The organism is Streptomyces sp. NPDC002809 (assembly GCF_040295435.1).
Taxonomy (GTDB): Bacteria; Actinomycetota; Actinomycetes; order Streptomycetales; family Streptomycetaceae; genus Streptomyces.
This window is the reverse complement of record NZ_JBEOVJ010000023.1, coordinates 13,722-40,175: the sequence shown is the minus strand read 5'-3', so window position 1 is coordinate 40,175 and position 26,454 is coordinate 13,722. Positions and strand designations below refer to the sequence as shown.

Below are 26,454 nucleotides of genomic sequence, written 5' to 3'. Positions count from 1 at the left end.
TCGTCGTGTGTGCGGGCGTTGTCCACGCGGGTGCGCGGTCCGTACGGTCAGCCCGCGTCGAGGCCGTCGACCAGCCGGTTCAGGAAGCGGGCGAACGTGGCGTCGGGGGTGACCGGGCGCCCCGCCGAGGCGAGGGCCTCGGCGAGTTCCGGGTGGTGGCCGTCCGTGGCGACGGCGGCGAGGTAGAGCGCCTCGGCCGCGGCCCGGTCCGGCGACAGGGCGGCCTCGGCCTGCGCCACCTCGTGGGCCACGTGCCCGGCCACGAACGCGGTGAGCTGGGCGAAGACCTCCAGCCGGGCGCCGCCGTCGAGACCGCTGGGCCGCAGGGCGGCCAGGGAGTGTTCCAGGAAGGCGAGGGTGCGGGGGCCGAGGGTGCGGCGGGCGGGCACGGCGGTGGCCAGCCAGGGGTGGCTGAGCATGTGGTCGCGCTGGAGGTGCCCGATGGCCTTGAGGTCGGCCCGCCAGTCGCCGGTGAGCGGACCGGACGCCGGAAGTTCGCCGTTGACGTGGTCGATCATCAGGTCCAGCAGCGTCTCCTTGTCGGGGGCGTAGCTGTAGAGCGACATGACGCCCGCGCCCACCTCCGCGGCGACCCGTCGCATGGTGACCGCGTCGATTCCCTCGGTGTCGGCGAGGGCGACGGCCGCCACCGTGATCGCCTCGCGGCTGAAGGCGGGCCTGCGCCCCCGGCGGGGCCGGTCCGGGGTCAGCCAGAGTTCTCGGGGGTCGACGCCGGTGGCGCCGGCCCCTTCGGCACGGGTCACGATTCTGCTGTTCCCTTCCTCACTGCTGCGGCTCTTGTCTGTCACTCATCCAAGCATCCACTATTCTCGTACACAGTACGAGAAGGCATGAGCGATGGAGGCGAACGATGACATCACGCACGCACGACGCCCTGCCGAGGCCCGCCCTGACGCCGTCGGCCGCGAAGCCCCCGCTCTCCGCCCGGATGATGCGGGCCACCTGGCGCGGGCTTCCGGCCGCACGGCACAAGGCGGCCTGGGAGCCGGGGCTGACGGTCCCCGCCGCCGACGGCAGCCCCCTGGTCACGGACCACTACTTCCCCCGTGACGAGGGTGACCACCCCACCCTCCTCGTGCGCTCGCCCTACGGGCGGGGCGTGCCCTGGTCGCCCCAGTACGGCATGCTCTTCGCCGAGCAGGGCTTCCACGTGATCCTGCAGAGCTGCCGCGGCACCGGCGGCTCGGGCGGCACCTTCGACCTCTGGCGCAACGAGGCCGCCGACGGCCTCGCCACGGTCGACTGGCTGCGCGAACAGCCCTGGTTCAACGGCACACTCGGCACGGTGGGACCCAGCTATCTCGGCTACGTCCAGTGGGCACTCGCGCTGGACCCGCCGCCGGAGCTGAAGGCCATGGTGGTCCAGGTCGGCCTGCACGACCCGTACGCCCTCTTCCACACCGACGGGGTCCTCCACCTGGAGAGCGCGCTCCTCGTCGGCGCCGGCATGACGTACCAGCACCGCGGCGTGCGGCCGTTCATCAAGGCGACGCTCCGCCTGCGGCGCCACCTGAAGGACATCGTCGGCGCCCGCCCGCTCCGGGGCGCGTACACGGCCGGACTCGGGCAGGAAGTGCCCTGGCTGGACGACGTGATGACGCACCCGGACGCGGACGACCCTTACTGGCAGGGCGCTTCCGCGGGTGAGGCGGCCGAGCGGCCGGGCATCCCCACCGCCCTGGTCACCGGCTGGCACGACGCCCTCGTCGACCAGACCTTCCGGCAGTACGCGCGGCTGCGCGCGGCAGGCGGCGAGGCCGCCCTGCTCGTCGGCCCCTGGACCCACACCTCCGCCCTGCAGAAGGGCTGGCCCGAGGTGTTCGCCGAGAGCCTGGCCTGGCTCCGCGCCCACCTGTGCGACGACCCCTCGGAGCTGCGCCCCACCCCCGTACGCATCCACACGGGCGGTGCGGACGCGGCCTGGCAGGACCTCGACGTGTGGCCGCTCACCCCCGCCACCACCGCGTGGTACCCGACCGCCGACGGCCACCTCACCCGGCAGCCGCCCACGGACACCACCCCCCTGACATCCTTCCGCCACGACCCCGCCGCCCCCGCCCCCTCCCTCGGCGGTCCGTTGCTGTCCATCACTGCGGGCCCCCGGGACAACGCCACGCTGGAGTCCCGCGACGACGTACTCACGTTCACCGGCCCGGTGCTGACCGAACCCGTCACGGTCCTGGGCGCGGTCTCCGCGAGGATCAGCACATCCACGGACACGGGCTTCGGGGACGTCTTCACGCGGCTGTGCGACGTGGACGCGGCGGGCCGGTCCACCAACGTCTGCGACGGGCTCGCCCAGTTGCGTACGTCGGGTGAGGACCCGGCACACGTCACGGTCCCGATGAGCGTCACCGCGTACCGCTTCGCCGCGGGCCACCGCATCCGCTGGCAGATCGGCGCGGGCGCGCACCCGCGCTTCGCGCCGAACCCCGGTACGGGCGAATCCAGGGTGGACGCGCTGGAGTTCGCACCCGTGCGCGTCACCGTTCACGCGAATTCCGTACTCATGCTGCCGCAGGGCGAGGAGTGATCCCTTGGCCGAGCGAGGCGGAATCCAGCCCTTCGGATTCGCCGGCGTCTTGCCGGTGAGCACCTCGGGAACCGCCTGGCGCGGCAGGGTGGCCCGCCTCTCCCCGTCCCCGGAGGAGTGAACCTTCCCTGTCTACCCGGGACATACGGGGCGGGACCAGGCCCCGTGAGGGAAGTAAGCATTGCCCGACGAGGCGGGCCGGCCAGGGCTGCCGGCATCGCTCGGCGTGGCGGTGGGCCGGCGGCCGATGGGGCTGCCGGCCCGGGTGCACGTGGCGTGGGGCTTTCGCTGCCGACGCGCACCGAGCCGTCGTGCGGAGCCGTCAGAGCTGGTTGATCGGGCGCATGGCCAGGCCCTCGGTGCCGGCCCAGCCGTTGACCCGCGCCGCGTCGTCGTAGGAGACGGAGTGGAGGCCGCCGGGCAGGTCGAAGACGAGAGTGCCGCTGAGTTCGGTGCCCTCACCGGCGACCAGGGTGGCGGTGAACCGGGCGGACTGGTCGTACTCCGCCTCGCCTCCCTCGTCGTTGCCGAAGACGTAGAGGCCGGCGTATGCCTTGCCGCCTCCCTCGACGACGACGGGCTCCGTGTCCGGCTCTTCGAGGGGATCGACGGTCGGGGCGCTGTCACCGGCTCCGAGCCGCACCAGCGGTGCGTCGTTGAGGACACACGGCGACGTGCTGCCGTTGGTGACCGTCAGCAGGAAGTGGCGGGGAGTGTCCCCGGACGGGTCCTGGAGTTCGACCGCGGTCGTGAGGTCGGTGGCCTTGCAGTCCTGGTGGCTGGTGCCGTTGCCGCCGCCGGTCTCGCCACTGTCCCCGGCCGCGTCGTCCGTGGCGCCGCTGCTGCCGGTCCCGGAGTCGCCCGAGGGCTCGGCGCTCTTCGACGGACTTCCCGCGGCCGAGGCGGAGTTCGACGGGGCGGCGGATTCGTCGTCACTCCCGGAGGGCCGGCAGGCGGTGGCCGCCAGCAGGGCCGCGACCACGCCCGCTCCCAGGAGGGTGCCGCGCAATGCCTGACGTACTGAACCTGGTCTGGAAGTACTTGAGTTCATGGTGCGCTTCTCTTCCCCCGTGACCGGCCCCGGGCCGGCCTGTGTACCTGCGTCACAGGCGAGTGTGACCGCGGCCGAGCGGCGGGGCCACGCGGAACCCGGATCTGTTACCGCCCTCGGATGAACCGCCGACCGTGGCGTGACGATGTCCGGAGCGAGCGCGGCCGCCGGTGCTGTCGCGCAATGCGGGGGACATCGCTCTCACGCTTCGGGACAAGCCTCGGTGCCCTGTTTCCCGGGCCCGCGGGGGCAGGTCCGGGAAGCTGGGCACCGGGCAGCGGGTTCGACTCGCTCCCGCAGGTCGTCCGGCACGACCCACGGCCGAGCGCTCCGGCGGTCAGCGGCGCCGCAGTGCCGGGTCGAGCAGGGCGGGCGGGGTGTCGTTCTTCTCGTGCGGGGCCAGGTCGGTGCCCGGAGCGACGATCGCGTCGATCGCGTCCAGCACGTCGGAGGAGAGCACGGTGTCGGCGGCGGCGAGCTGTGTGTGCAGGTGGTCCAGCGTGCGGGGACCGATGAGTGCGCCGGTCACGGCGGGATGCGCGGTGACGAATCCGAGCGCGAGCTGGATCATGGTCAGGCCCGCCCCGTCGGCGACCTCGGCCAGCTGCTCGACGGCGTCGAGCCTGGCCCGGTTGGCGGGGACGGCGGTGTCGAAGCGTTGCGGCATGAACGCGGAGCGGTTGGTGGTGACGTCCTGCCCCTCGCGGATCGCGCCCGACAGCCAGCCCGAAGCCAGCGGGCTCCACACCAGCACACCGAGCCGGTACTGCTCGGCCACGGGCAGCACGTGGCTCTCGACGCCGCGCTGCAGGATCGAGTAGCTGGGCTGCTCGGTGACGTACCGGCCCAGGCGGTACTCACGAGCGGCCGACTGGGCCTGCGCGATGCGGTACGCGGGGAACGTCGATGAGCCGAAGTAGCGGATCTTTCCCGCCCGTTGCAGGTCGGTCAACGCCGACAGCGTCTCCTCGTCACTGGTGCTCGGGTCCCACCGGTGGATCTGGAAGAGGTCGACGTGGTCGACGTCGAGGCGGCGCAGACTGTTGTCCAGCTCGTTGATCAGCCAACGGCGCGAACTGCCCCGGTGGTTGGGCTCGTCGCCCATCGGCAGGCCCGCCTTCGTGGCCAGCACGATGTCGTCGCGGCGGCCCGCGATGGCCTTGCCGACCAGCTCCTCCGACTCGCCCCCGCTGTACACGTCTGCGGTGTCGATGAGGTTGATGCCGTTTTCGAGAGCGGTATCGACGAGAGCGGTGACCTCGTCCTGGGTGGTGCGCCCCATCTTCCCGAAGTTCATCGCCCCGAGCGCGAGGGAGCTGACCTGTACGCCGGTGCTGCCCAAGGTGCGGTATTGCATGATCGTGTTCCTCCATAGCGGGTGAAGCGTGGTCGCAACCCAGCCGTGGCTTGGCTGCCGGGCCCGCGCTCTGACATCATGAGCAAACGGAACCCTGTCCCGTTTGACGATACGGAACGCTGTCCCGTTTATCAAGGCGGCGAGGTTCGCGATGCCCGCAAGGGCGGTGGAGGAGCGGTAATGGAGGGAGTGGCGCAGTGAATGACGGCGACCCGGGCGCAGGGCACGCGGCCCGACCCAAGCGGGCGGATGCCCGGCGTAACAAGGAGGCGCTGCTCGACGCGGCCGCCACGGTCTTCGTCGCGTCGGGCGTGGAGGCGCCGGTACGCGACATCGCGGCCGAGGCCGGCGTCGGCACGGCCACGATCTACCGCCACTTCCCGACGCGGGCGGATCTCGTCATCGCCGTCTACCGGCACCAGGTGGAGGCCTGTGCCGAGGCCGGTCCGGCCCTGCTGGAGTCCGCCCCCACCCCTCACGCGGCACTGGAGCGCTGGCTCGACCTCTTCGTCGACTTCCTGGTCACCAAGCACGGCCTCGCCGCCGCACTGCAGAACGGCAACGCCGACTTCGGCGCACTCCACACCTACTTCGTCGATCGCCTCCTGCCGGTGTGCGACCAGCTCCTCGACGCTGCCACCGCCTCCGGCGAGATCCGTTCCGGCCTCGACGCGTACCAGCTCATGCGCGGCATCGGGAACCTCTGCATCGGCGCCGAGAACGACCCCCGCTACGACGCGCGCCGACTGGTCGCCCTCCTGGTCGCAGGGCTACGCCAACCGCGCTGACCGCGCTGACCGCGCTGACCGCGCTGACCGCGCTGACCGCGCTGACCGCGCTGACCGCGCTGACCGCGCTGACCGCGCTGACCGCGCTGACCGCGCTGACCGTGGTGCGCGGGACCGGCGAGGACGTGCGGCCCGACCTGTTCATGTCCACCGGCCGCCCGCACCGGGCCTGCCTCGCCCGCCCTTCGGGCGACGGTGTCGGAGCGACGGCACATGCCGGTGCCCCGTGGTCCCGGCCGAGAGGGAATGCGGATGGCGTTTCCCCGGGCGGTGCAGCCGCTTCCGACGCTCCGGCGGGCGGAGGCCCGCGCTGGAAGCCGGTCAGCCGGCGCTTCCGTTCCGCTTCGTACACCGCATCCACCTGTGTGTGGTGCCGGTCCACGAGATCGGCGAACCGGGCGACCCCGGCACGTTCGGCCGGCAAGAGGTCGTCGGCCGTCTTCTCGATGGCTGCGCGGATGCCGTCGCGCATGTCATGCGAAGCACGCGACGCGACCTCGGCGGCACTGGCCAGTTGGAGGTGGCCGAACTTGACGAGACGCCGGACGGAGTCGCGGGTCTCCGCCTCCGGCATGCCGAGTTCGGTGATCAGCCAGTCGAGATCGCCGTACCGGCCGCAGATGAGCGAAAGCCACTGACAGCGCATGTAGACACCGACGTCGGCGGCGGACAGGCGGGGGTCGGTGACGGAAGCGGAAGGGACGACCAGTACGTCCAACCCGCCGTCCCCGCGGATCGTCACCGGTTCGGGAATGGTCATGCCTTGTCCTCCGTGGGGGGCTTCGATGACAGGGGCCGCCGCTGGGGGCGCTCCTCCCGGGGCACCAGCCCCGCACGTACCGCGCCCATCCGGGCCCGTACGCCCTGCACGGGCACGGCGCCCGCCGGGCCCCTGGGTGCGTCGCCGGGCTTGCCCCGGCACGCTCCGCAGATGCCGCCCCGCATCGCCTCGGGGCTGCCGGGGGCGCGGCACTCGCGGCATTCCAGGGTCCGCAGGACGACCTCGCGGACGGGGGCGATGCGTGCCGGCGGCAGCTTGTCGAGCAGCCTCGTGCGGACGAAATGGAATGGGCTGTAGACCGGTACCGGCAGTCCTTGGGTCAGTGCGCACATGATCTCGGCCTCGGTGGAGCCGCGCTCGAACCATTCGGTGACCTGAGGCTCCAGCGCCACGCAGTGCGCGTGGGACAGTGGCAGCGTGGGCGCGGCCTCCCCGAGTGCGGCAAGCAGGATGTACGACCGGGAGCGGGTGGGCCGTTGGGTTTCCTGCGGTACGTCGCCCCGCGTGTACGCCGCCCACCACTCGTCGTCGCGCGCGGTACGGGAGAAGAACGTACGCGTCACCCAGAGCAGCGCCTCCTCGGTCGCCACGCACTCGCTGCCCCGACGCAGATGCCCGGCCTCCTGGAGCCGGTTCAGCGTGGTCCGCAGCGCGCACTGCCCGTACGGGAGCAGCTTGGCGAGCGTCTTCACGGAGATGTCGGCGCCCTCGCACAGCCCGTCGATGTACGCGGCGACTGCGGCGTCACGGGGGAGGAGATGGGCGAAGTCGTGGCCCGTGTGCGGGCGTTGGTCCGGGGCGGAACGCTTGCCGTATCCGGGATTCGCCATCGGGTGGTCGTGCGTGGGCGCGGGGCCGGGTGCGGAGAAAGGGGCACCACTAAGCTGGCTGGCAGCCATGAGATCGGGTCCGTTTCGATCGTCGTGGTCAGGCCCCTGCTCGGTGTTTCCGCACCGGCGGGGGCCGTCGTGTCCTGGCTGACGCTAGAGCGTCGCTACCCTCCGTCGCAAGTCGGTCGCGAAAAGTCAACCCGCCAGGCAGGGAGGGTGGGTGGGAATCAATCCCTCCACCCATTCCGCTGAAAGAGCGCTCGGATCTCGACGCTTGAGCCCCGAGGTGTGATCCGTGCCGGTCCGGTCCTGCTCGGCGTAGACGATCGCGGGTACGCCGCGTACGGGCTCCGCCCCAAGTCCCCCGCGTCCCCCGCACAAACCGGAGTTGAGAGTGAAATGGGCGCGCATCCATGCCCGCGTGGCCGCCCCGGGAGCATCCGTCGCGCCCACTTCACTCCCCATGTTCCTGACGGACCAGCCGACGAGGCGGTGGGGAGACGACGCGAAGCGCCTCCGGGGCGCTCACGGGCTCACTGACTTACTGGAGCTTCATGCCCGCGGGTGAGGTGAGGCCCTTGTCGGGGTGGGCACGGAATGTCGCCGTCCACGCGGTGGGCGGGCAGGACGCGCCGTTGGGGTGCTGTTCCTTCAGCGTGGCCCGGGTGCTGTCCTCGACCACCGTGTCACCGCTCTTCGCGGAGGTCACGGTGAGCCGTACCGGCACGGTGGACGCACCGACATCGTCGGGGAGCCGGACCGACAGCGAGCCGAACGGGTCGTCGGGACTGCCCGATGTCCGCTCCTCGCAGGCGTCGTCCACGCACAGCCGGATTCGTGCCTCGTCCCGGCCGCCGAAGTCGGCGGGCTGCCACACGGCGGAGACCTGCGAGTCCGCGCCGATCGTGGTGCACGGTTTGTCGTCGCCGAGTGACGAACATCCGGTCAGGGATGCCGCCAGGATCAGCGTGAGGAGGGCGCGGCGCATGGCGGTACCTCGCTATCGTGCCGGGGAGGCGCTGTCGGCCAGCCCAATAGCGGTGGAGTATAGCCAGCAGGGGGTGAACGATCCGCCGCCGTCAGTTGGAGAGCCGCCCGAACCGCCTGAACCGCCTCCGGCGCTGATGCCGCACCTTCCCGGCGCGAAACGGCCCGCCGATCATGCGCCCGGCGGGCCGTACGTGTTCCGCTGTACAAGGTGCTCTGCTCAGGACCTCTTCAGGTCGGCCACGAATGTCGACCAGGCCGCCGCGCGGAACATCAGCGCGGGGCCGTCGGTCACCTTGGAGTCGCGGAGGGGCGGGCCTCCTTCGGCGTTGTTGTCGTACAACCGTCCGATGCCATGGTGCGTCTGATGTGTCGGAACTGTCGTTCCCCCGTTGTTCGTCCGTACGTCTCCATCGCTTCACTGCAAGGGATCACTCATGCTCGGAACTGCTGCCGACCGCCTCCGCCCGTTGCGCAGAACCGCCGCCGCGGTCGGAGCCATCGCCCTGATCGCCATGGGCGCGGCTGCGGCACCCGCTTCCGCGGAAGGTGGCATCGCGCCCGGGGGCCTGCTGTTGGGGACACTGGCGCCCCTCGACGGAGTGAAGCCCGGCAGCGTCGTCGAGGTGCCCGGCACCATCGCGAACAAGGGCGCCGAGGCACTCGACAAGATCTTCCTGAGCTACAGCTTCAGCGACGGGCTGGCCGTCCGGGGAAAACTGCCCTCCAACTGCATTCTCCGAGGGACCGGCCGCGAAATCGATGCCCGTAACGTGGTCTGCGAGTTCGACCAGACCGTGAAGGCCGGTGGAATCTACGCGCCCGAGAAGACTCTGTCGCTGGACGTCCTCGATCATGCGCTGAACGAGATGGTCTCGGTGATCGTCAGCACCTACGACCCGTCTCCGGACGGTTTCTTCGACACCTGGCCCGGGACCGGACCTGCGGCGAAGTTGATCGAGCTGCCCTCGACCACTCCGGTGGGCGACGGCGATCACCCGTCCCGGAACGGTGACTCGCAGTGGGACTCTTCCGAACTGCTGGTGGATGCGGTGAACACGGCCGACCTCCAGATGGCGGTACGGGAGACGGAGCGCGTGGGTAAGTCGGTCACGATGGAGGCAACCTTCTCCAACGCGGGGCCGGCCTGGGTGAACCACTACGACAGTGAAACCTCGCTGACTCAGTTTCTGCTCAAGGTGCCCACCGGAACGACAGTGACGAAGGCGGACAACCGGTGCAAGAAGGTCAACGCCGGTAGCTACAACTGCGTCCCGTACACCCACGCCTCCCTGAGGGCGGGCGCCAAGGACACCTTCTCCCTCACGCTGCGCATCGACAAGGCGGTTCCCGGGGCCAAGGTTTCGGTGTCCCTCGAAAACAAGGCGCGCCCCTTCGACAAGAACAAGAAGAACGACAGCGCCACGCTTCTGCTCGTCCCCGGCAGTGACTCGACCGGCGGCTCCGGTTCCACGGGCGGCAGCTCGACGGGCGGTGGCGGTTCGACGTCGTCGACCGGCGGCTCCGGTTCCACGGGTGGTTCCGGTTCCACGGCTGGTTCCGGCAGCGCGTCCACCGGCGGCTCCGGTTCCACGGGCGGTTCCTCCACCGTCGGCTCCGCGACGACCGGATCCGCCACCACCGGCTCCTCGGGTACCTCGGGCTCCTCGACCACCACGGGCGGCAGCATGGCGAACACTGGCTCCGGTTCGACTCTGCCGCTGGCGGGCGCGGCTGCCGCGATCGTTGCCGCCGGTGCGGGCACGGTCCTGCTGGTCCGCCGCCGCGCGGCCCGGAGCTGACGCCGAACCATCCCGACACGACACGACACGACACGACACGACACGGCCCGCCGAGCATCCGTCCGGCGGGCCGTACGTGTTCCGCTGGGCAAGGTGCTCTGCTCAGGGCCTCTTCAGGTCGGCCACGAATGTCGACCAGGCCGTTGCGCGGAACATCAGCGCCGGGCCGTCGGTCACTTTGGAGTCGCGGACGGGGACGATCTCGGGGACGCCGTCGAGGACTTCGAGGCAGTCGCCGCCGTCTCCTCCGCTGTAGGTGGACTTGCGCCACGTGGCGACCTCCAGGCAGTCCCCACCGCTGCCGCCGCTGTACGAGGACTTGTGCCAGGTCGCCGTGGACAGGTCGTAGTCAGAATCGCTGAGCTTCATGGTCGTAATCCTCCGCCACCGACTCGATCAGGGCCAGGGACGCTGCCGGTGAGATCGCGCTGGCCACCACCAGATCGTAGGTCAGTTCGTACTGACGGATCGCAGCCGGATCGTCCTGCAACTGTCCAGTTCCCAGGCCCTGTAGATAGGCGAGCGGTGGTGCGTCGGGGAAGGCCATCAGCTTGAGTGAGCCTTCGAGCGCCATATGGGCGCCAGTAGAGAAGGGCAGTACCTGCGCGATGACGCGATGCTGTTGGATCAGCCCGGCAATATGGCGAAGTGTCGCCGCCATGGTGGCGGGCCCACCCACCGCCCGCCGTAACACCGCCTCGTCCAACACCACCCACAACATGGGCGATGTTGGATCGGCGAGGATCTGGGCGCGCTCCAGCCGGGTCGTCACCAGCTCGTCGATGACGCTCTCCATCGCCGTCGGCCGGTACGCCCGGAACACCGCCCGCGCATACGCCTCCGTCTGCAACAGCCCCGGGATGAGCTGAGGCGCGTACTCCCGGATCGCCTCCGCGCGGGCTTCCGCCTCGGCCGCCTCCGCGAAGTGTTCCGGGTATTTGGACGTCTTCAGCGCCGCGCAATTCCGTACGAAGAACCCGTCCGCGCCCAGCACCTCGTCGAACTTCTCCGCCTGGTCCATCTGCATCCGCCGCACCCCGGACTCCAGCTGTCCGATGAACGAGCCGCTGACGAAGAGCGGGGCGCCGAGCTCGCTCTGGGAGAGGCCCGCTTCCTCTCTTCGGTGGCGGAGTTCGGCGCCGAGAAGGGCGCGCGGAGAGGAGGAGGGATCGAGCTTCCTGGGACCTGGCATGACAACTCCCTGTGGCACACGTGCGGTTGTTGGAACTGCGCCTCTTCCAGGCTAACGAGAGATTGGCCACGCTGGGTATGCATCGGGACTACTCAGAGTGGAAGGAATGGATCATGACGACTACGGAACGGCGCAGGGCGGCAGCGGGCAGGGTGCGGGAGGCGGAGGAGCTGGTGGTGCGGTTGCGGGGAGGGTTCGCGGGGGTCGGGGTCGTGCTGCCCTCGTTGCGGGTCGATCCGCTCTCGTTCGCGGGCGACGGGCCGGTCGCGCTCCTCGATCTGGGCCGCTGCAACCTCGATACGGCGTTGCGGCTGGTGCAGGTGCTGGAAGGCAAGGCGGCAGGTCATGACGGCTGACGCCGGTGGGCTGGAGGCGTGCACGCCGGAGCCCGGGTCGTTCGCGGTCGATGCGCGGAACGGGCGTGTGGGCCGCGTGATGGGGCGGGTCGGCCCGTATGTGCAACTGCGTCCGCCGGGTGGTGGCGCGGAGTGGGACTGCCCGCCCGACAGCGTCAGGCCCGCGCCGCCGGGGCTCGTGCTCCGGGCGCGGGTGACGGAGGTCAACCGCGAGGGGCAGCTGCCCCGGTGAGGGGTGCGGGCTTCCGTAACGAGGTGGTCGGGGAACGCAAAAAGAAGATGAGAGTACGCAGTTAATCGGCAAGCTCTCGAAAATCTCCTTGCGTGAGTCTTGTGGGGTGGGACGTGCGGGTCCTACTGTCGCCTCACCTTCCCGGCGGCCGCCCCACCCGGACGTCCCGGTCGTTCACCCCTCCTCAGAGAAACGGGCCTGCGATGTCACGGAAGATCACCGGTGTCGGAGCGAGGGTGCGAAGACCGCGCCGAACGGGGCTGTACGCGGCCGCGGTTGCCTCGATGACCGCAGCCGCCGTCGGCCTCGGGGTGTCGGCAGGTACGCCTGCGGGCGCCCGCCCCGTCGCCGCACCGGCTGCCGCCGCACCGGCGCCCGTCGTCACCCGGGCCGCCCTCGATCCCGCGCTGGTCGCGGGCCGGGGCGCGAAGGTGGCGTTCGCCGAACAGGAGGCCGAGAACGCGGTCACCAACGGCACGGTCATCGGCCCGGACCGCACCGCCTACACGCTCCCCGCCGAGGCGTCCGGCCGTAAGGCCGTCACGCTCGCACCGGGCCGGCACGTCGAGTTCACGCTGCCGGCGTCCGCCAACGCGATCACCGTGCGCTACAGCATCCCGGACGCCCCGGGCGGCGGCGGGATCACGGCGCCGCTCGATGTCGCGGTGAACGGCAAGAAGCGCTCCACGATGACGCTGACCTCGCAGTACTCATGGTTGTACAACCAGTACCCGTTCTCGAACGACCCGGGCGCCGGGCTGCTCCACCCCGACTGGTGGATCACCGAGTGCTCCTGCGTGCCCGCCGCCACGACCCCGGCCCCGGCCATCGAGAAGCCGTTCCGGGCCAGCCACTTCTACGACGAGCAGCGGCTCCTGCTCGGCCGGACCTACCGGGCCGGTGACACCGTACGGCTCACCGTTCCGGCGGGCAGCCGGGCCGTGCCGACGACCGTCGATCTGCTGGACTCGGAACTCGTGGGCCTTCCGCACTTCGAGCCGCTCGCCGCCAACGTCCTCGCGTTCGGAGCCGATCCGACCGGCCGGCGGGACGCGGCGGACGCGATCGACAAGGCCATCGCCTTCGCCAGGCGCACCCACCTCAAGGTGTACATCCCGCCGGGCACGTACCGCGTCGACCGGCACATCGTCGTCGACGACGTCACGATCGTCGGCGCGGGCAACTGGTACACGAGGATCAAGGGCCGCGAGGTCGCGCTCGACAAGCCCGCCGCCGACGGCTCCGTCCACACCGGCGTCGGCTTCTACGGCAAGGACGCGGCGGACGGCGGCAGCCGCAACGTCCACCTCTCCGGCTTCGCCATCGAGGGCGACGTACGGAGCCGCATCGACACCGACCAGGTCAACGGCATCGGCGGCGCGCTCAGCGACTCGACGATCGAGGGGCTGCACATCAGCCACACCAAGGTCGGCATGTGGTTCGACGGGCCGCTGAAGAACCTGCGGATCAGCGACAACATCATCGTCGACCAGATCGCCGACGCCATCAACTTCCACACCGGTGTGACCGATTCCCGCGTCTCGCACACCTTCGTACGCAACTCCGGCGACGACGGCCTCGCGATGTGGTCCGAGAAGACGGCGAACGCCCGCAACACCTTCGACCACAACACCGTCCAGACCCCGGTCCTCGCCAACGGCATCGCGATCTACGGCGGCACCGACAACACCGTCTCCGACAATCTCGTCGCCGACCCGGTCCGCGAGGGCAGCGCCCTGCACGTCGGCTCCCGCTTCGGCGCCGAGCCGTTCGCCGGGAGGCTGAACCTCACGGGCAACACGACGGTCCGCTCCGGTACGTACGAACTGAACTGGAACATCGGCCTCGGCGCCCTGTGGATCTTCGCCCTGGACCGGAGCATCGACGGCGCCGACATCCAGGTCACCGGCAACAACTTCCTCGACAGCACCTACAACGCGATCATGCTGGTGTCCGACTGGGCGGTGAAGGACCAATACGTCATCAAGGGCGTCCACTTCAAGGACATCAAGGTCGACGGCACCGGCACCTCCGTGCTGAGCGCCCGGGCGGCGGGCGGCGCCACCTTCGAGAACGTGGACGCGCGGAACGTGGGCGCGGTCGGCGTCAACAACTGCGGCTCGTTCAACTTCCCGGCGACCGGTTCGGAGTTCTCCCTGACGGACCTGGGCGGCAACGACGGCGACTGGCTCGCCCCCTGGCTGCTGCCGAACACCATCACCTGCAACGACCGGCCCGACGTCGTCCCGCCGCCCGCACCGGGTGCGTGGTGACGCGCGTGTAGGGCGCTCAAGCGCAGACCGGCGGACCGGCGGACCGGCGGACCGGCGCAGGCTGGCGCGGACCAGCCGACCAGCCGACCAGCCGACCGGCCGACCAGGAGACCGGCGCAGACCAGGAGACCGGCGCAGGCCGGCAGGCCGGCGGCACCCGGCATCTACTCGATGCCGGGTGCCGTGTGCCGGGTGGACGCGCTTCGGGCTACCTCGCGAGTCCGGCCGGTTCGTCCAGTCGCGTCAGCTTCCGAGGGTTCCTCACCAGATAGACCCGGGTGATCAGCCCGTCCTCCACCACAAGGCTCACCGCGGCCGGCTCGCCGTCGACCTCGATCAGGCCGGCAGGCGCGCCGTTCAGCCACACGGGCGTCGTCTCGACCGCCCCCTTCACCTGGTTCGCGCGCCCGAGCACCGCAGCCACCAGTTCGGCGCCGTGGAGCGGAGCAAGCGCGGCGGCCGCAATCCCGCCACCGTCGGCGACCAGCACCACATCCGGTGCCATGATCTCCATCAGCTCCCGCACCTGCCCGGTGCGCAGTGCGGCCAGAAACTGCTCCACCACGGCCTGTTGCTCGGAACGGCTCACCTGCACCCGCGGCCGCCGGGCCGCCACGTGCTCGCGGGCCCGCCGCGCGGTCTGGCGTACCGCGGCCGAGGACTTCCCGACGGCCTCGGCGATCTCGCCGTACGGCATGTCGAAGACCTCGCGGAGCACGAACACCGCCCGCTCGGTCGGCCCGAGCGTCTCCAGCACGGTCAGCAGCGCCATCGAGACGCTCTCCGCGAGTTCGACGTCCTCGGCGACATCCGGGCTGGTCAGCAGCGGTTCGGGCAGCCACTCGCCCACGTAGTCCACTCGGCTGCGCGACAACGTGCGCAGCCGGTTCAGCGCTTGCCGGGTGACGATCCGGACGAGGTACGCCCGCGGGTCGTTCACCTGCGCCCGGTCGACGGCGGCCCACCGCAGCCAGGACTCCTGCAGCACGTCCTCCGCGTCGGCCGCGGAGCCGAGCATCTCGTAGGCGACCGTGAACAGCAGGTTGCGATGCACGACGAACGGGTCCATGGTCATGACGCCGACGCTACGCCGGACTTCTCCGGGCGCCCGGCCAGCGGAATCTCGCACGAGGCGGAGAAGCCCTGCGACTCGACCCCGTTCGCCACGTTGGCCCTGGTCGCGAGATTGACGTACGCGATGAACGCGGTGAGTTCGATCATCGCCGCAGGGCCGAGCCGGGCGAGCAGACCCGCGTACAGCTCGTCGGTGACGGTCAGCGGAGTGTTCGTCAAGGCCTCGGCGTACTCCAGCACGTCCCGCTCCAGTGGCTCGAAGACGTCCGACTCCCGCCAGCGCGGCACCTGGCTCGCCTTGGCCAGGTCCAGGTTCTCGTTCTGCGCCTGGAAGTACCCGATGTCGAGGCACCAGCTGCAGCCGACCTGCGCCGCGACGGCCATGTGCGCGAACGACTTCAGGCTCGCGTCGGCCGTGTCCCACGCGCCCACCTTGCCGCCGAACTCCAGGTTGTCCTGGGCGACGGCGGGGCTGTGCCACAGCACCTCGACGTTCTCGGGCACGACCCCGAGCTGCTTGATCATGTTGTCCTTGAGCTCGGTGGGGAGCTCGGCCTTGGAAATACGAAGCGCCATGGTGTTCTCCTCGGAAGTCTGCCTCTGTGGCATGAAGACACCGCCCGGCCCTCGCATGTGACATCCACCCGTGACGAGGCGGCCAGTAATTCCTCAGTAACGGGCTCCTCGTAGGTTCTCGCACCAACCTGGCCGTGCTTGCGGTGCCACCCCCGGTCTCCGGAGGTCCGTCCGGGTTGCAGCGCACCTCTCCCGGTAGGAGCTCCCCTTCATGTACCCATCCAGAAGCCCCCGGCGCCGCGGCGTCGCATGGGCGGCGACCGCGTTCACGGCTCTGTCCGTGCTCGGTGCGGCGCCGTCCGCGATCGCAGCCACCGGTTCCGGATCCACCGCGACCCCCGCCCCGGCCGCCAAGGTCGACTCCGCTCTCCGTGCCGCCGTCGGCAAGGGCGAGGAGTCGACCTTCTTCGTCGTCATGAAGCAGCGGGCCGACCTCACCGCAGCCCAGGGCAAGCGCGCGCACAAGGACAGGGCGAAGTCGGCCTTCTCCGCGCTGCGGGCCGAGGCCGGCACCTCGCAGAAGTCCCTGGCGTCCTTCCTCGACAGGAAGAAGATCGGCCACGAGTCGTTCTGGATCGCCAACGCCGTCAAGGTGACGGGCGACCAGAAGCTCGTCAACGAGCTCGCCGAGCGGTCCGATGTCGCGAGCATCGTCAAGGAGCAGCACTACGCGCTCGACGAGCTGGAGTCGTCCACGACACCGGGCACGGAGACCGACGCGGACTCGGGCGCCACCGACGCCACCCCGGAGTGGGGCGTCAAGGACATCGGGGCGGACCAGGTCTGGGACCAGTACGACGACCGCGGTGACGGGATCGTCATCGCCAACGTCGACTCGGGTGTGCAGTACGACCACCCGGCGCTGGTGGGGAACTACCGGGGCAACCTGGGCGACGGCTCGTTCAGCCACGACTACAACTGGTTCGACCCGACCGGCCAGTGCACCACCGGGGCCCCCTGCGACAACAACGGCCACGGCACCCACACCATGGGCACGATGGCCGGCCAGGACGGCGTGGGCGTCGCCCCCGGCGCCAAGTGGATAGCAGCCAAGGGCTGCGAGGCCAGGGAGTGCTCGGACTCCTCGCTGCTCGCGGCCGGCCAGTGGATCCTCGCCCCGACCGACCACAACGGGCAGAACCCGAAGCCCGAACTTGCGCCCGACATCGTCAACAACTCCTGGGGCGGCGGTGACACGAACTTCTACCAGGACATCGTGAAGGCGTGGAACGCCGCCGGGATCTTCGAGGCCTTCGCCTCGGGCAACGACGGCGACGGCGCGACCTGCTCGACCGGCCACGCGCCGGGCTCGCAGGCCGACTCCTACGGGGTGGGCGCCTATGACGTCAACGGGAAGATCGCCGACTTCTCCGGCTTCGGCCCGTCCGTCTTCGACGGCTCGATGAAGCCGAACATCTCCGCGCCGGGCGTCGACGTGCGCTCCACCTGGCCGGGCAACAGCTACAACTCGATCTCCGGTACGTCGATGGCGACCCCGCACGTCGCGGGCGCCGTCGCCCTGCTGTGGTCCGCGGCCCCCTCGCTCATCGGGAAGATCGACGAGACCCGCGCGCTGCTCGACCAGGGTTCCGCCGACGTCGACGACACCCACTGCGGCGGCACCGCGGCGATGAACAACGTGTGGGGCAGCGGAAAGCTGGACATCCTCGCCTCCGTCGACGCCGCCCCGCACACCGCGGGCACCCTCACGGGCACCGCGACCGACCGGGCAACCGGCAAGGCCGCGACCGCCACCGTGACCGCGCAGAACGCCGACACCAAGCGCTCGGTCACCACCGGCGCCGACGGCACCTTCCGGCTGCACCTGCCCGCCGGTACGTACGCGGTCACCACCACCGGCTACGGCTTCGCGTCCCGCACCGACTCGGTGACCGTCGCCGTCGGCGAGACCGGGACCCTGGACCTCGCGCTCGACGCGGTCGCCCACCACGCCGTCTCCGGCACGGTCCTGGACGTCACCGGCAAGCCGCTCAAGGGCGCCACGGTGAAGTTCGCCGACGCCCCGCTGGACGCGGTCACCACCGGCGCCGACGGCACGTACGCCTTCCCGTCCGTGGCCGAGGGCTCCTTCCGCCTCGCCGTGAACCCCGCCGCCCCGGTGCTGTGCAACGGCAACTGGACCGGTTCCGTCACCGTCGACGGTGACGAGGCCGTCAAGACCTCGCTGCCCCCGCGCACCGACGCCGCCGGTACGTACTCCTGCGCGCCCGCCGCGTACAGCTGGGTCGCCGGGAAGACGAACGTCGCCCTGAGCGGTGACGAGAACGCCAAGGCCGTCGCCCTGCCGTTCCCCGTGACGTACTACGGAGTCACGTACACAGGCGCCAACATCACCACCAACGGTCTGGTGAACTTCCTGTCGCCGCGGCTCGGCGACTACGAGAACACCGCGCTGCCCGCCGCCGCGCAGCCCAACGGCGCCGTCGCCGCGTTCTGGGACGACCTGACGATCGACAAGAAGTCCAGCGTCCGGACCACCACCACGGGCACGGCCGGCCACCGCACCTTCGCCATCGTGTGGGACAACGCCGCCCTCGTCTCCGACACCTCGGTGCGCCTCAGCTTCGAGGCCGTCTTCGACGAGGCGACCGGTGCGATCACCCTCCAGTACAAGGGGATCGGCACCAAGGCCGCGCAGAAGGGCTCCTCGGCGACCGTCGGCATCGAGAACCAGGCCGGTACGGACGCCCTCCAGTACTCCTTCAACGAGTCCGTCCTGACGGACGCCTCCGCGATCCGCTTCTCCCCGAAGGCCGCGTGATGAGGAACATCAACCGAAGAGGCCTCCGCCTCGCCTCCGCCCTGGTGGCCGCCGGACTGGTGCTGAGCGCCGCTCCGGCCGTCCTCGCCGCCGACGCCGAGGACGGCAACGGTCTGCTGACCCTCACGGACAGCCAGACCGCCGACCTCTCCGCCCGCGCCCGGCTCGACCCGTACGGCGACGCCGAGGGCCAGGCCGCGTACGACCCGCAGGGCGCGGAGGTGCGCGAGGACGCGGATACGGCACCCACCACCGGCAGCGGCTCGTCGCTCGACGGTGCCACCACCGACGCGGGCGGCTCCTGGAAGATCACCCAGAAGTCGTCCGTCGAGGGCGAGACCGGCATGGTCGCGACCGCCCCGGTGGCGGGCTCGAAGGGCGACTACTTTGCCCTGAACGCACTCGGCCCGGTCCAGCGCCGCACCGCCGACGGCAAGGAGGTGTGGCGGCGGGACAACGCCTCGCTGTACACCGACTGGAAGATCACCAACATCCGGCCGTGGCAGACCGAGCCCTATCCGGCCCGCATCGTCATGGGCTACAACGCCGTCAGCCCGTTCACCCCGGCCTCCGACAACGGCTACACCACCGGCGACCTGACCGGCGACGGCGTGGACGACGTGGTCTTCACCGCGGACGTCGGCGCCTACCCGTACCGCCCGTTCGCCGCCCCCGGCTCCACGCTGCCCACGGGCACGTTCGTGACGATCCTGGACGGTGCGAGCGGAAAGACGCTGTGGAGCAAGCTCTACACCGGCGCGTACAACATCAAGCTGGTCGGCAAGACCCTGGTCGTCGCCGACTCGCCGACGTTCAACCTCAACGCACCGGCCGACTCGAAGACGACGCTGAGCGGCATCCGCTTCTCGTACGCCGACGGCGCGCTCACGCCCGCCACGACCTGGTCGTACGACACCGGCGTGTTCACCGGCGCCGGCTGGGGCAGTCTGGAGCCGCTGGGCGACGGCCTGATCGCCGCCTCGTGGGACCAGCGCAAGCTGAGCGCCACCGCGGACCCGTCAGGCCACACCATGGTGTTCGACACCGCGGACGGCAGCGTCAAGTGGGAGCAGACCAACCGCCTCTACTCGCGCCAGCTGCACTACGACGCGGCCCGCAAGAGCATCGTCGCGCTGGAGCAGTCCGACCCGAACGAGGGCGTCGTCTACGAGATCGCCTCGTACAAGCTGTCCGACGGCACCCGCACGACCGTCGACCGCCGGGAGAACGCACTGCCGTTGGACCTGGTCATCGGTGACATCCAGGGCGGCTCCCGGTCGGAGTACACGGTCAGCGAGTCGACCCTGGACCCCAACCTGTTCATCAACGCCAACACCGTGCGCGCCCTGAACGGCGACGACGGCACCGAGCTGTGGTCGCGCACCATCAAGCGCGATCCGTCCAACGGCCACGACGGCGGCGGGGCGTGGGGCCTGAAGGTGGTCGACGGCAAGGTCGTCGCCTCGTACAAGGACGACGCGGGATTCGAGACCGCCGACAACCGCAGCGCGAGCCGCTACGGCCGCCTGGCCGTCCTGTCGGGCAAGGACGGCTCGGTGCGCTGGGAGCAGCGCGGCCTGGTCACCTCGCAGATGTGGGCGGAGCCGTTCCGCAAGAACAACGGCTGGCGGCTGCGGACGGTCGACACCAACGAGAACATCCGCACGTACAACCTGGGCAGCGGCAGGCAGGAGAGCCTGCTCCCGCTGCGCTCCGCGGTCAGCTCGGCGGTGTCCACCGACATCAACGGCGACAAGAAGCAGGACCTGATCGTCGGTGGCACGTCGAACGGTGTGTTCGCGTACGACGGCCCCTCGACGGTCTCCGGGAAGCCGAAGCCGCTGTGGACGGCCACCGTGCCCGGCCAGGTCCACGGCCTGGTGACGGCGGACGTCAACGGGGACGGGCGGGACGAGATCATCGTCGCCGCCGACTCCGCGACCGCGGTGGTGGACTCCCGTACCGGCAAGGTCCTCACCACGATCGACGGCGAGGGACAGTTCGTCCGTGCGGCCACCGCCGCCGACGTCAACGGCGACGGCCGGGCCGAGATCCTCGTGGCCACCGACAAGGTGCGCGCCTACAAGGCCGACGGCAGGAAGCTGTGGGAGTACAGCGCCCCGGCCGAGGTGGGTGACGTCGTGTTCTCCGACGTCTCGGTCAACGACGGGCACGTGTACACCCAGTACGCCTCCAACTTCAGCGGTGCGGGCTCCATGGCCGAGAGCAAGGTCGGCGGTGTCGCCCTGAACGCCCGGACCGGCGCCCTGGACTGGTCGTTCACCCCGAAGCCCGGCGAGGACACCGACGGCAAGCTCTACGGCGCCCCGCTGGACGCGGGCACGTTCGCCTCGGCGGGCATTCCGTACGCCGACGGGCACGCGGTCGTGTTCACCTCGTTCACCAGGAACGCCGACGGCAACCTGATCACCCTCGTGCAGATCCGCGACGGCCGCACCGGCGCGCTGCTGCACGAGGCCACGGACGGTGCCCCCTGGGGGCTCGGCAACTGGCTGACCGGGCCCGAGGGCCTGATCCTGGTCAGCAGGGTGGCCCTGCGCACGTTCGGGCCGGACGGCCAGGACTCGCGGGTCTTCACGATCGCGGACTCGCAGACGGCCGCGTTCGCGAAGGGCCCCGGCGGGCAGCGGATCATCGTCTCGGGCGAGGTGGGCGGCCTGAGCACCTACGACCCGTCCATCCTCACGGCCGGAACGGACTATCCGCACAGCGTGGCGGACATCGCCGCCATGGGCGGCAAGGAGATCTTCGTCGCCGACCTGAACGGCGACGGGACCGATGAGGTCGTGTCGCTGAACCTCGACGAATACGGCGCGGACCGCACTGCGGATCTTGAGGGCGGCGGCCTCTCCTCGCCGTACACCGCGATGCGCCGGACCATCGTGGGGACGATCGCCCCTGCCTGATCCTTTCCTGATTGCCGCAGGCCTCCGAGTCCACGACCCGGGGGCCTGCGGCGTGCCGCGGCCGGTACGGGCCGTCCCGGATGCCTGCCGGATGTCTGCCGGACGCATGCCCCGCCCGGCGCCGTCCGGCGGAGTACCGCGGCCATCGGCTGCGCCACCGTCATCACGGCGGCCTTGCGACAACGCAGGGCATTCCGCGCCCCGGCGTGGCACGCTTTCACAGGTGACCAGCAGAACCGACCCTGCACAGCACCTGAGTGATCTCGCGCGGCTCCGCCGCGTCCGCGACCGCATCGACCGGGAGTACGCGCAGCCGCTGGACGTCGAGGCCCTCGCCCGCGGCGTGCACATGTCGGCCGGGCACCTCAGCCGGGAGTTCCGGCGCGCCTACGGCGAGCCCCCGTACGGCTACCTCATGACGCGGCGCATCGAGCGGGCCATGGCCCTGCTGCGGCGCGGCGATCTCGGCGTCACCGAGATCTGCTTCGAGGTGGGCTGCTCTTCGCTGGGGACGTTCAGCAGCCGCTTCACCGAACTCGTCGGGGTGCCGCCCAGCGTCTACCGGCGCGAGGCGCAGCAGGCCGCGCAGGCGCAGCAGGCCGGGGCGGGGGTCCCTTCGTGCCTGGAGAAGCAGGTGACGCGACCGGTCAGGAATCGAGAAGCGCCGGTCAGGAAGCCGGATTAGCGTGACGGACATGGACATCAACATTCACTCCACCTTCCTTCCGCACGACGATCCGGACGCCTCGCTGGCCTTCTACCGCGATGTGCTCGGCTTCGAGGTCCGGGGCGACGTCGGCCGGGGCGCGATGCGCTGGATCACGGTCGGCCCCGCCGGTCAGCCCGGTACGTCCGTCGTCCTGGAGCCGCCGTACGCCGATCCGTCCGTCACCGACGAGGAGCGCGCCACCGTCGTCGCGATGATGGCCAAGGGCACCTTCGCCCGCGTCCTCCTGGACACGGCCGACCTCGACGCCACCTTCGAGAAGGTGCAGGCCGGTACCTCCGAGATCGTCCAGGAGCCGACCGAGCAGCCCTACGGCGTACGCGACTTCGCCGTCCGCGACCCCGCAGGCAACCTGATCCGCATCCAGGAACGGCGCTGAGCCGCCCTCCTCCCCCCGACCACCTCACAGCCGTGACCCGCACGAAGCCGGCCGGACCGGGCCGGGCGACGCCGACGGGGCCGCCGGGGCGGCCCCGCCAACAGATGGAGACACGATGACCAGGGCCAAGAGGGCGGACACGCAGGCGTCCGCGCCGCACGTGGGCGACAGCCACGATCTGATCCGTGTGCACGGCGCGCGCGTGAACAACCTCAAGGACGTCAGCGTCGAGATCCCGAAGCGCCGGCTGACCGTGTTCACCGGTGTCTCCGGCTCGGGCAAGAGCTCACTCGTGTTCGGCACGATCGCCGCGGAGTCGCAGCGGCTGATCAACGAGACGTACAGCGCCTTCGTGCAGGGCTTCATGCCCACGCTGGCGCGGCCGGAGGTCGACGTACTCGAAGGGCTGACCACCGCGATCAGCGTCGACCAGCAGCGGATGGGCGCCGACCCCCGCTCCACGGTGGGCACCGCCACCGACGCCCACGCGATGCTCCGCATCCTGTTCAGCCGGCTCGGCAAGCCGCACATCGGCCCGCCCAGCGCGTACTCCTTCAACACCGCATCGGTCCGGGCGAGCGGCGCGATCACCGTCGAGCGGGGCAACAGGACCAAGGCGCAGAAGGCGACCTTCCACCGCACCGGCGGCATGTGCACGCGCTGCGAGGGCCGGGGCTCGGTCTCCGACATCGACCTCACCCAGCTCTACGACGACACCAAGTCGCTCTCCGAGGGCGCGTTCACCATCCCCGGCTGGAAGTCGGACAGCCAGTGGACCGTGCAGGTCTACGCCCAGTCCGGATTCGTCGACCCGGACAAGCCGATCCGCAAGTACACCAAGAAGGAACTGCAGGACTTCCTCTACGGGGAGCCGGTCAAGGTCAAGGTCAACGGCGTCAACCTCACCTACGAGGGGCTGATCCCCAAGATCCAGAAGTCTTTCCTGTCCAAGGACAAGGAGGCGATGCAGCCGCACATCCGGGCGTTCGTGGAGCGCGCGGTCACGTTCACCGTCTGCCCCGAGTGCGACGGTACGCGGCTGAGCGAGGGCGCCCGCTCCTCGAAGATCAAGCGGATCAGCATCGCCGACGCGTGCGTGATGGAGATCAGGGACCTCGCCGAATGGGTGCGCGGCATCGAGGAGCCGTCGGTGGCGCCGCTGCTCGACGCGCTGCAGCAGACCCTCGACTCGTTCGTGGAGATCGGTCTCGGCTACCTCTCGCTCGACCGGCCCGCGGGCACGCTGTCGGGCGGTGAGGCGCAGCGCGTCAAGATGATCCGTCACCTCGGCTCCTCGCTCACCGATGTCACCTATGTCTTCGACGAGCCCACGATCGGTCTGCACCCGCACGACATCCAGCGGATGAACAAGCTGCTGCTGCGGCTGCGCGACAAGGGCAACACGGTGCTCGTCGTCGAGCACAAGCCGGAGACGATCGTGATCGCCGACCACGTCGTCGACCTGGGCCCGGGCGCCGGTTCGGGCGGCGGCACCATCAGCTTCGAGGGCACCGTCGAGGGGCTGCGGGCAAGCGACACGATCACCGGCCGCCACTTCGACGACCGGGCCACCGTCAAGGACACGGTCCGCAAGGCCACCGGTGCGCTGGAGATCCGCGGCGCGACGGCGAACAACCTGCGGAAGGTCGACGTCGACGTCCCGCTCGGGGTCCTCGTCGTCGTCACCGGGGTCGCCGGTTCCGGCAAGAGCTCGCTCGTGCACGGCTCGATTCCGGCGGGGGAGGGCGTGGTGTCGATCGACCAGAGCCCGATCCGCGGTTCGCGGCGCAGCAACCCGGCGACGTACACCGGACTGCTCGAACCGATCCGCAAGGCGTTCGCCAAGGAGAACGACGTGAAGCCGGCGCTGTTCAGCGCCAACTCCGAGGGTGCCTGCCCCACATGCAACGGAGCAGGCGTCATCTACATGGACCTGGCGATGATGGCCGGGGTCGCCACGCCCTGCGAGGACTGCGAGGGCAAGCGGTTCCAGCCCGCGGTGCTGGAGTACAAGCTCGGCGGCCGTGACATCAGCGAGGTACTCGCGATGTCGGTGGCCGAGGCCGAGGAGTTCTTCGGCGCGGGCGAGGCGCACCTGCCGGCCGCGCACCGCATCCTGGACCGGCTCGCCGACGTCGGCCTCGGCTACCTCAGCCTCGGTCAGCCGCTCACCACGCTGTCGGGCGGCGAGCGCCAACGCCTCAAGCTGGCCACCCACATGGGCGACAAGGGCGGTGTCTACGTCCTCGACGAGCCGACCACCGGACTACACCTCGCCGACGTCGAGCAGCTGCTCGGTCTGCTCGACCGGCTCGTCGACTCGGGCAAGTCCGTCATCGTCGTCGAGCACCACCAGGCCGTGATGGCGCACGCCGACTGGATCATCGACCTCGGCCCGGGTGCCGGTCACGACGGCGGCAAGGTCGTCTTCGAGGGCACGCCCGCGGACCTCGTCGACGCCCGCTCCACCCTCACGGGCGAGCATCTCGCCGCATACGTCGGCGGCTGACGGAGCACACCGGGCAGCCCGCGGCCGGCCCGTACACGGGCTCGCTCACCCCGGACGGTGTCCGGGAGGCTTCGTCGGGCAGCGGTGCACCCGAGTGGACGCCCACCGGGGTCGGCCAGGCGGCGGCAGTACGAACGGGCGGGGTCCGGAGCGTTGAGGCTCCGGGCCCCGCGCTCGCGTTCTGTGCAGGGCCGGGTGCGGGGCGCGGGCCGGGGCGCGGGCCGACGGACCCGGACTCGTCCGCGCCTGTCCTCCGGAGTCTGCTGCCCGGAGTCGGTTGTCCGGTGCCTGCTGCCCGGATTCGGTTGTCCGGTGTCTGTCGTCCGGCGCCCGTAGTCCGGTGCCCGTCAGAAGGAAATGACCGTGGCGCCTTCCAGGGTGAACCGCAGGAACTCGTCCCGCGCCACCCGCAGGCGCAGCCCGCGCCCGGCGAGCTCGGTCTCGTTCCCGTCGGCCCGGGCCGCGTTGACGCAGGCGCCCACCGCGACGCCGTCGGCCATCAGCTCGTCGACCTGCCGGTTGAAGACCGCGCTCGCCCCGGAAGGGGCCGCGTCGCCGAGGAGGCGCTGGGCCGGGCCGAAGCACAGGACCTCGACGGTGGTGTCGTGCGCGGCGGCGACCTCCTGGATGCGTTGAGCCACGCGGGTTCCTGTGGTGATGGAGGCGTCGTCGTCGTGGAACACATGGATCACGGTCTTCGGCATGTGCCGCACCTTCCTTTCGGTGGCCGGGTCGGGCCGTCGGGCCGGGTCCGGTCGGGCCGGGCGTGTGAGGGACCGTAGCAATGGTCTTGAGGAGTGGGACGAATTGTCTCGTACTTTGAAACAGCGGAGCCGGTGCGGCTCAACCTCCGGGGCGGCACGTGCGGTTGCCGGACCCGGGCCTCTTCCTGGCCGCCGGAAGAATAGACACGCTCGGTACGCATTTCGGTTACGCAGCGTGGAATGAATGGATCATGAAGATGAAGGAGCAGGGCAGCGCGCGGTGCGGGAAGGCGGCCGGACATGGCGGGTGAAGGCGGCTGCGGGCCGGAGGCCTCCGTGCCGGAGCGCGGGGCGTTCGCCCTCGACGTCCGAGACGGCCGGGTGGGCCGGGTGATGGGGTGGGCCGGCCCGTACGTGCAGCTACGGCCGCCCGGAGGCGGTGCGGAGTGGGAGTGTCCGCCCGACTACGTGCGCCCGGCCCCGCCCGGGCTCGCTCTGCGGGCGCGGGTCACGGAGATCAACCGGCAGGGGCAACTGCCGCGATGAGGACGCGGGGCGGCCCGGGGCCGTGCC

23 protein-coding genes are annotated in these 26,454 nt (G+C 70.6%); 12 read left to right on the top strand and 11 right to left on the bottom strand.

Annotation, left to right across the window (positions count from 1 at the left end):
- Positions 1–47 precede the first annotated feature (47 nt).
- Positions 48–764 carry a TetR/AcrR family transcriptional regulator gene (locus ABT025_RS16390; protein WP_350994541.1) on the bottom strand — a complete coding sequence of 239 codons (717 nt, stop codon included), beginning with the start codon at positions 762–764 and terminating at the stop codon, positions 48–50.
- Between the two features lie 107 nt (positions 765–871).
- Between ABT025_RS16390 and ABT025_RS16385 the strand changes: the two genes are divergently transcribed.
- Positions 872–2,554 (top strand): CocE/NonD family hydrolase, encoded by a 1,683-nt coding sequence (locus tag ABT025_RS16385; protein WP_350994437.1) that lies wholly within the window; start codon positions 872–874, stop codon positions 2,552–2,554.
- Positions 2,555–2,876: 322 nt separating this feature from the next.
- Here the strand turns inward: ABT025_RS16385 and ABT025_RS16380 are convergent, their stop codons facing one another.
- A complete protein-coding gene (locus ABT025_RS16380) occupies positions 2,877–3,605 on the bottom strand; it encodes a DUF4232 domain-containing protein (protein WP_350994435.1) in 729 nt (242 codons plus the stop codon).
- A gap of 337 nt (positions 3,606–3,942) precedes the next feature.
- Positions 3,943–4,962, bottom strand: a complete 1,020-nt coding sequence (locus ABT025_RS16375) for an aldo/keto reductase (RefSeq protein WP_350994433.1) — start codon at positions 4,960–4,962, stop codon at positions 3,943–3,945.
- A 197-nt stretch (positions 4,963–5,159) separates the two neighbouring features.
- Between ABT025_RS16375 and ABT025_RS16370 the strand changes: the two genes are divergently transcribed.
- The gene (locus ABT025_RS16370) at positions 5,160–5,750 is read left to right on the top strand and encodes a TetR/AcrR family transcriptional regulator (RefSeq protein ID WP_350994429.1); all 591 of its coding nucleotides are present in this window, start codon (positions 5,160–5,162) and stop codon (positions 5,748–5,750) included.
- Between the two features lie 756 nt (positions 5,751–6,506).
- Here ABT025_RS16370 and ABT025_RS16365 read toward each other — a convergent pair.
- The 3 genes from ABT025_RS16365 to ABT025_RS16355 all read right to left on the bottom strand — a co-directional run bounded on the left by ABT025_RS16365 (position 6,507) and on the right by ABT025_RS16355 (position 8,691).
- Complete coding sequence (locus tag ABT025_RS16365; protein WP_350994427.1) at positions 6,507–7,361, bottom strand: hypothetical protein; 855 nt, start codon at positions 7,359–7,361, stop codon at positions 6,507–6,509.
- 541 nt (positions 7,362–7,902) lie between these two features.
- A complete protein-coding gene (locus ABT025_RS16360) occupies positions 7,903–8,349 on the bottom strand; it encodes a hypothetical protein (RefSeq protein ID WP_350994425.1) in 447 nt (148 codons plus the stop codon).
- Positions 8,350–8,568: 219 nt separating this feature from the next.
- Entirely contained in the window at positions 8,569–8,691 is a 123-nt protein-coding gene (locus tag ABT025_RS16355; protein ID WP_350994423.1) for a DUF397 domain-containing protein, read from the bottom strand.
- 94 nt (positions 8,692–8,785) lie between these two features.
- Between ABT025_RS16355 and ABT025_RS16350 the strand changes: the two genes are divergently transcribed.
- Positions 8,786–10,150 carry a hypothetical protein gene (locus tag ABT025_RS16350; RefSeq protein ID WP_350994421.1) on the top strand — a complete coding sequence of 455 codons (1,365 nt, stop codon included), beginning with the start codon at positions 8,786–8,788 and terminating at the stop codon, positions 10,148–10,150.
- Between the two features lie 102 nt (positions 10,151–10,252).
- Here the strand turns inward: ABT025_RS16350 and ABT025_RS16345 are convergent, their stop codons facing one another.
- Positions 10,253–10,519, bottom strand: coding sequence for a DUF397 domain-containing protein (locus ABT025_RS16345; RefSeq protein WP_350994419.1), 267 nt, complete (start codon positions 10,517–10,519; stop codon positions 10,253–10,255).
- Complete coding sequence (locus ABT025_RS16340) at positions 10,500–11,342, bottom strand: helix-turn-helix domain-containing protein (protein ID WP_350994417.1); 843 nt, start codon at positions 11,340–11,342, stop codon at positions 10,500–10,502. The genes ABT025_RS16345 and ABT025_RS16340 overlap by 20 nt, the downstream gene beginning before the upstream one ends.
- A 113-nt stretch (positions 11,343–11,455) precedes the next feature.
- Here ABT025_RS16340 and ABT025_RS16335 point away from each other — a divergent pair, with 113 nt between their 5' ends.
- The 3 genes from ABT025_RS16335 (at position 11,456) to ABT025_RS16325 (ending at position 14,203) form a co-directional block, all read left to right on the top strand.
- On the top strand, positions 11,456–11,698 hold the full coding sequence (locus ABT025_RS16335; protein ID WP_350994415.1) for a hypothetical protein: 243 nt from the start codon (positions 11,456–11,458) through the stop codon (positions 11,696–11,698).
- Positions 11,688–11,930, top strand: a complete 243-nt coding sequence (locus ABT025_RS16330; protein ID WP_350994413.1) for a hypothetical protein — start codon at positions 11,688–11,690, stop codon at positions 11,928–11,930. The genes ABT025_RS16335 and ABT025_RS16330 overlap by 11 nt, the downstream gene beginning before the upstream one ends.
- Before the next feature lie 284 nt (positions 11,931–12,214).
- Entirely contained in the window at positions 12,215–14,203 is a 1,989-nt protein-coding gene (locus ABT025_RS16325) for a glycosyl hydrolase family 28-related protein (protein ID WP_350994411.1), read from the top strand.
- Between the two features lie 208 nt (positions 14,204–14,411).
- On the opposite strand, the gene ABT025_RS16320 is transcribed toward ABT025_RS16325, so the two are convergent.
- The gene (locus ABT025_RS16320) at positions 14,412–15,278 is read right to left on the bottom strand and encodes an RNA polymerase sigma-70 factor (RefSeq protein ID WP_350994409.1); all 867 of its coding nucleotides are present in this window, start codon (positions 15,276–15,278) and stop codon (positions 14,412–14,414) included.
- Positions 15,275–15,853 (bottom strand): carboxymuconolactone decarboxylase family protein, encoded by a 579-nt coding sequence (locus tag ABT025_RS16315; protein WP_350994407.1) that lies wholly within the window; start codon positions 15,851–15,853, stop codon positions 15,275–15,277. The genes ABT025_RS16320 and ABT025_RS16315 overlap by 4 nt, the downstream gene beginning before the upstream one ends.
- Before the next feature lie 211 nt (positions 15,854–16,064).
- On the opposite strand from ABT025_RS16315, the gene ABT025_RS16310 reads away from it, so the two are divergent.
- From ABT025_RS16310 to ABT025_RS16290, 5 genes are all read left to right on the top strand, one after another.
- Complete coding sequence (locus tag ABT025_RS16310) at positions 16,065–18,635, top strand: S8 family serine peptidase (RefSeq protein ID WP_350994405.1); 2,571 nt, start codon at positions 16,065–16,067, stop codon at positions 18,633–18,635.
- Positions 18,635–21,562 carry an FG-GAP-like repeat-containing protein gene (locus ABT025_RS16305; RefSeq protein WP_350994403.1) on the top strand — a complete coding sequence of 976 codons (2,928 nt, stop codon included), beginning with the start codon at positions 18,635–18,637 and terminating at the stop codon, positions 21,560–21,562. The genes ABT025_RS16310 and ABT025_RS16305 overlap by 1 nt, the downstream gene beginning before the upstream one ends.
- Positions 21,563–21,785: 223 nt before the next feature.
- On the top strand, positions 21,786–22,247 hold the full coding sequence (locus tag ABT025_RS16300) for a helix-turn-helix transcriptional regulator (RefSeq protein WP_350994401.1): 462 nt from the start codon (positions 21,786–21,788) through the stop codon (positions 22,245–22,247).
- 10 nt (positions 22,248–22,257) lie between these two features.
- A complete protein-coding gene (locus ABT025_RS16295) occupies positions 22,258–22,668 on the top strand; it encodes a VOC family protein (RefSeq protein WP_350994399.1) in 411 nt (136 codons plus the stop codon).
- Positions 22,669–22,783: 115 nt separating this feature from the next.
- The gene (locus tag ABT025_RS16290) at positions 22,784–25,177 is read left to right on the top strand and encodes an ATP-binding cassette domain-containing protein (RefSeq protein ID WP_350994398.1); all 2,394 of its coding nucleotides are present in this window, start codon (positions 22,784–22,786) and stop codon (positions 25,175–25,177) included.
- A 347-nt stretch (positions 25,178–25,524) separates the two neighbouring features.
- Here the strand turns inward: ABT025_RS16290 and ABT025_RS16285 are convergent, their stop codons facing one another.
- Positions 25,525–25,881 carry a hypothetical protein gene (locus tag ABT025_RS16285; protein ID WP_350994396.1) on the bottom strand — a complete coding sequence of 119 codons (357 nt, stop codon included), beginning with the start codon at positions 25,879–25,881 and terminating at the stop codon, positions 25,525–25,527.
- 300 nt (positions 25,882–26,181) lie between these two features.
- Between ABT025_RS16285 and ABT025_RS16280 the strand changes: the two genes are divergently transcribed.
- Complete coding sequence (locus ABT025_RS16280; protein ID WP_350994394.1) at positions 26,182–26,427, top strand: hypothetical protein; 246 nt, start codon at positions 26,182–26,184, stop codon at positions 26,425–26,427.
- Positions 26,428–26,454 lie beyond the last annotated feature (27 nt).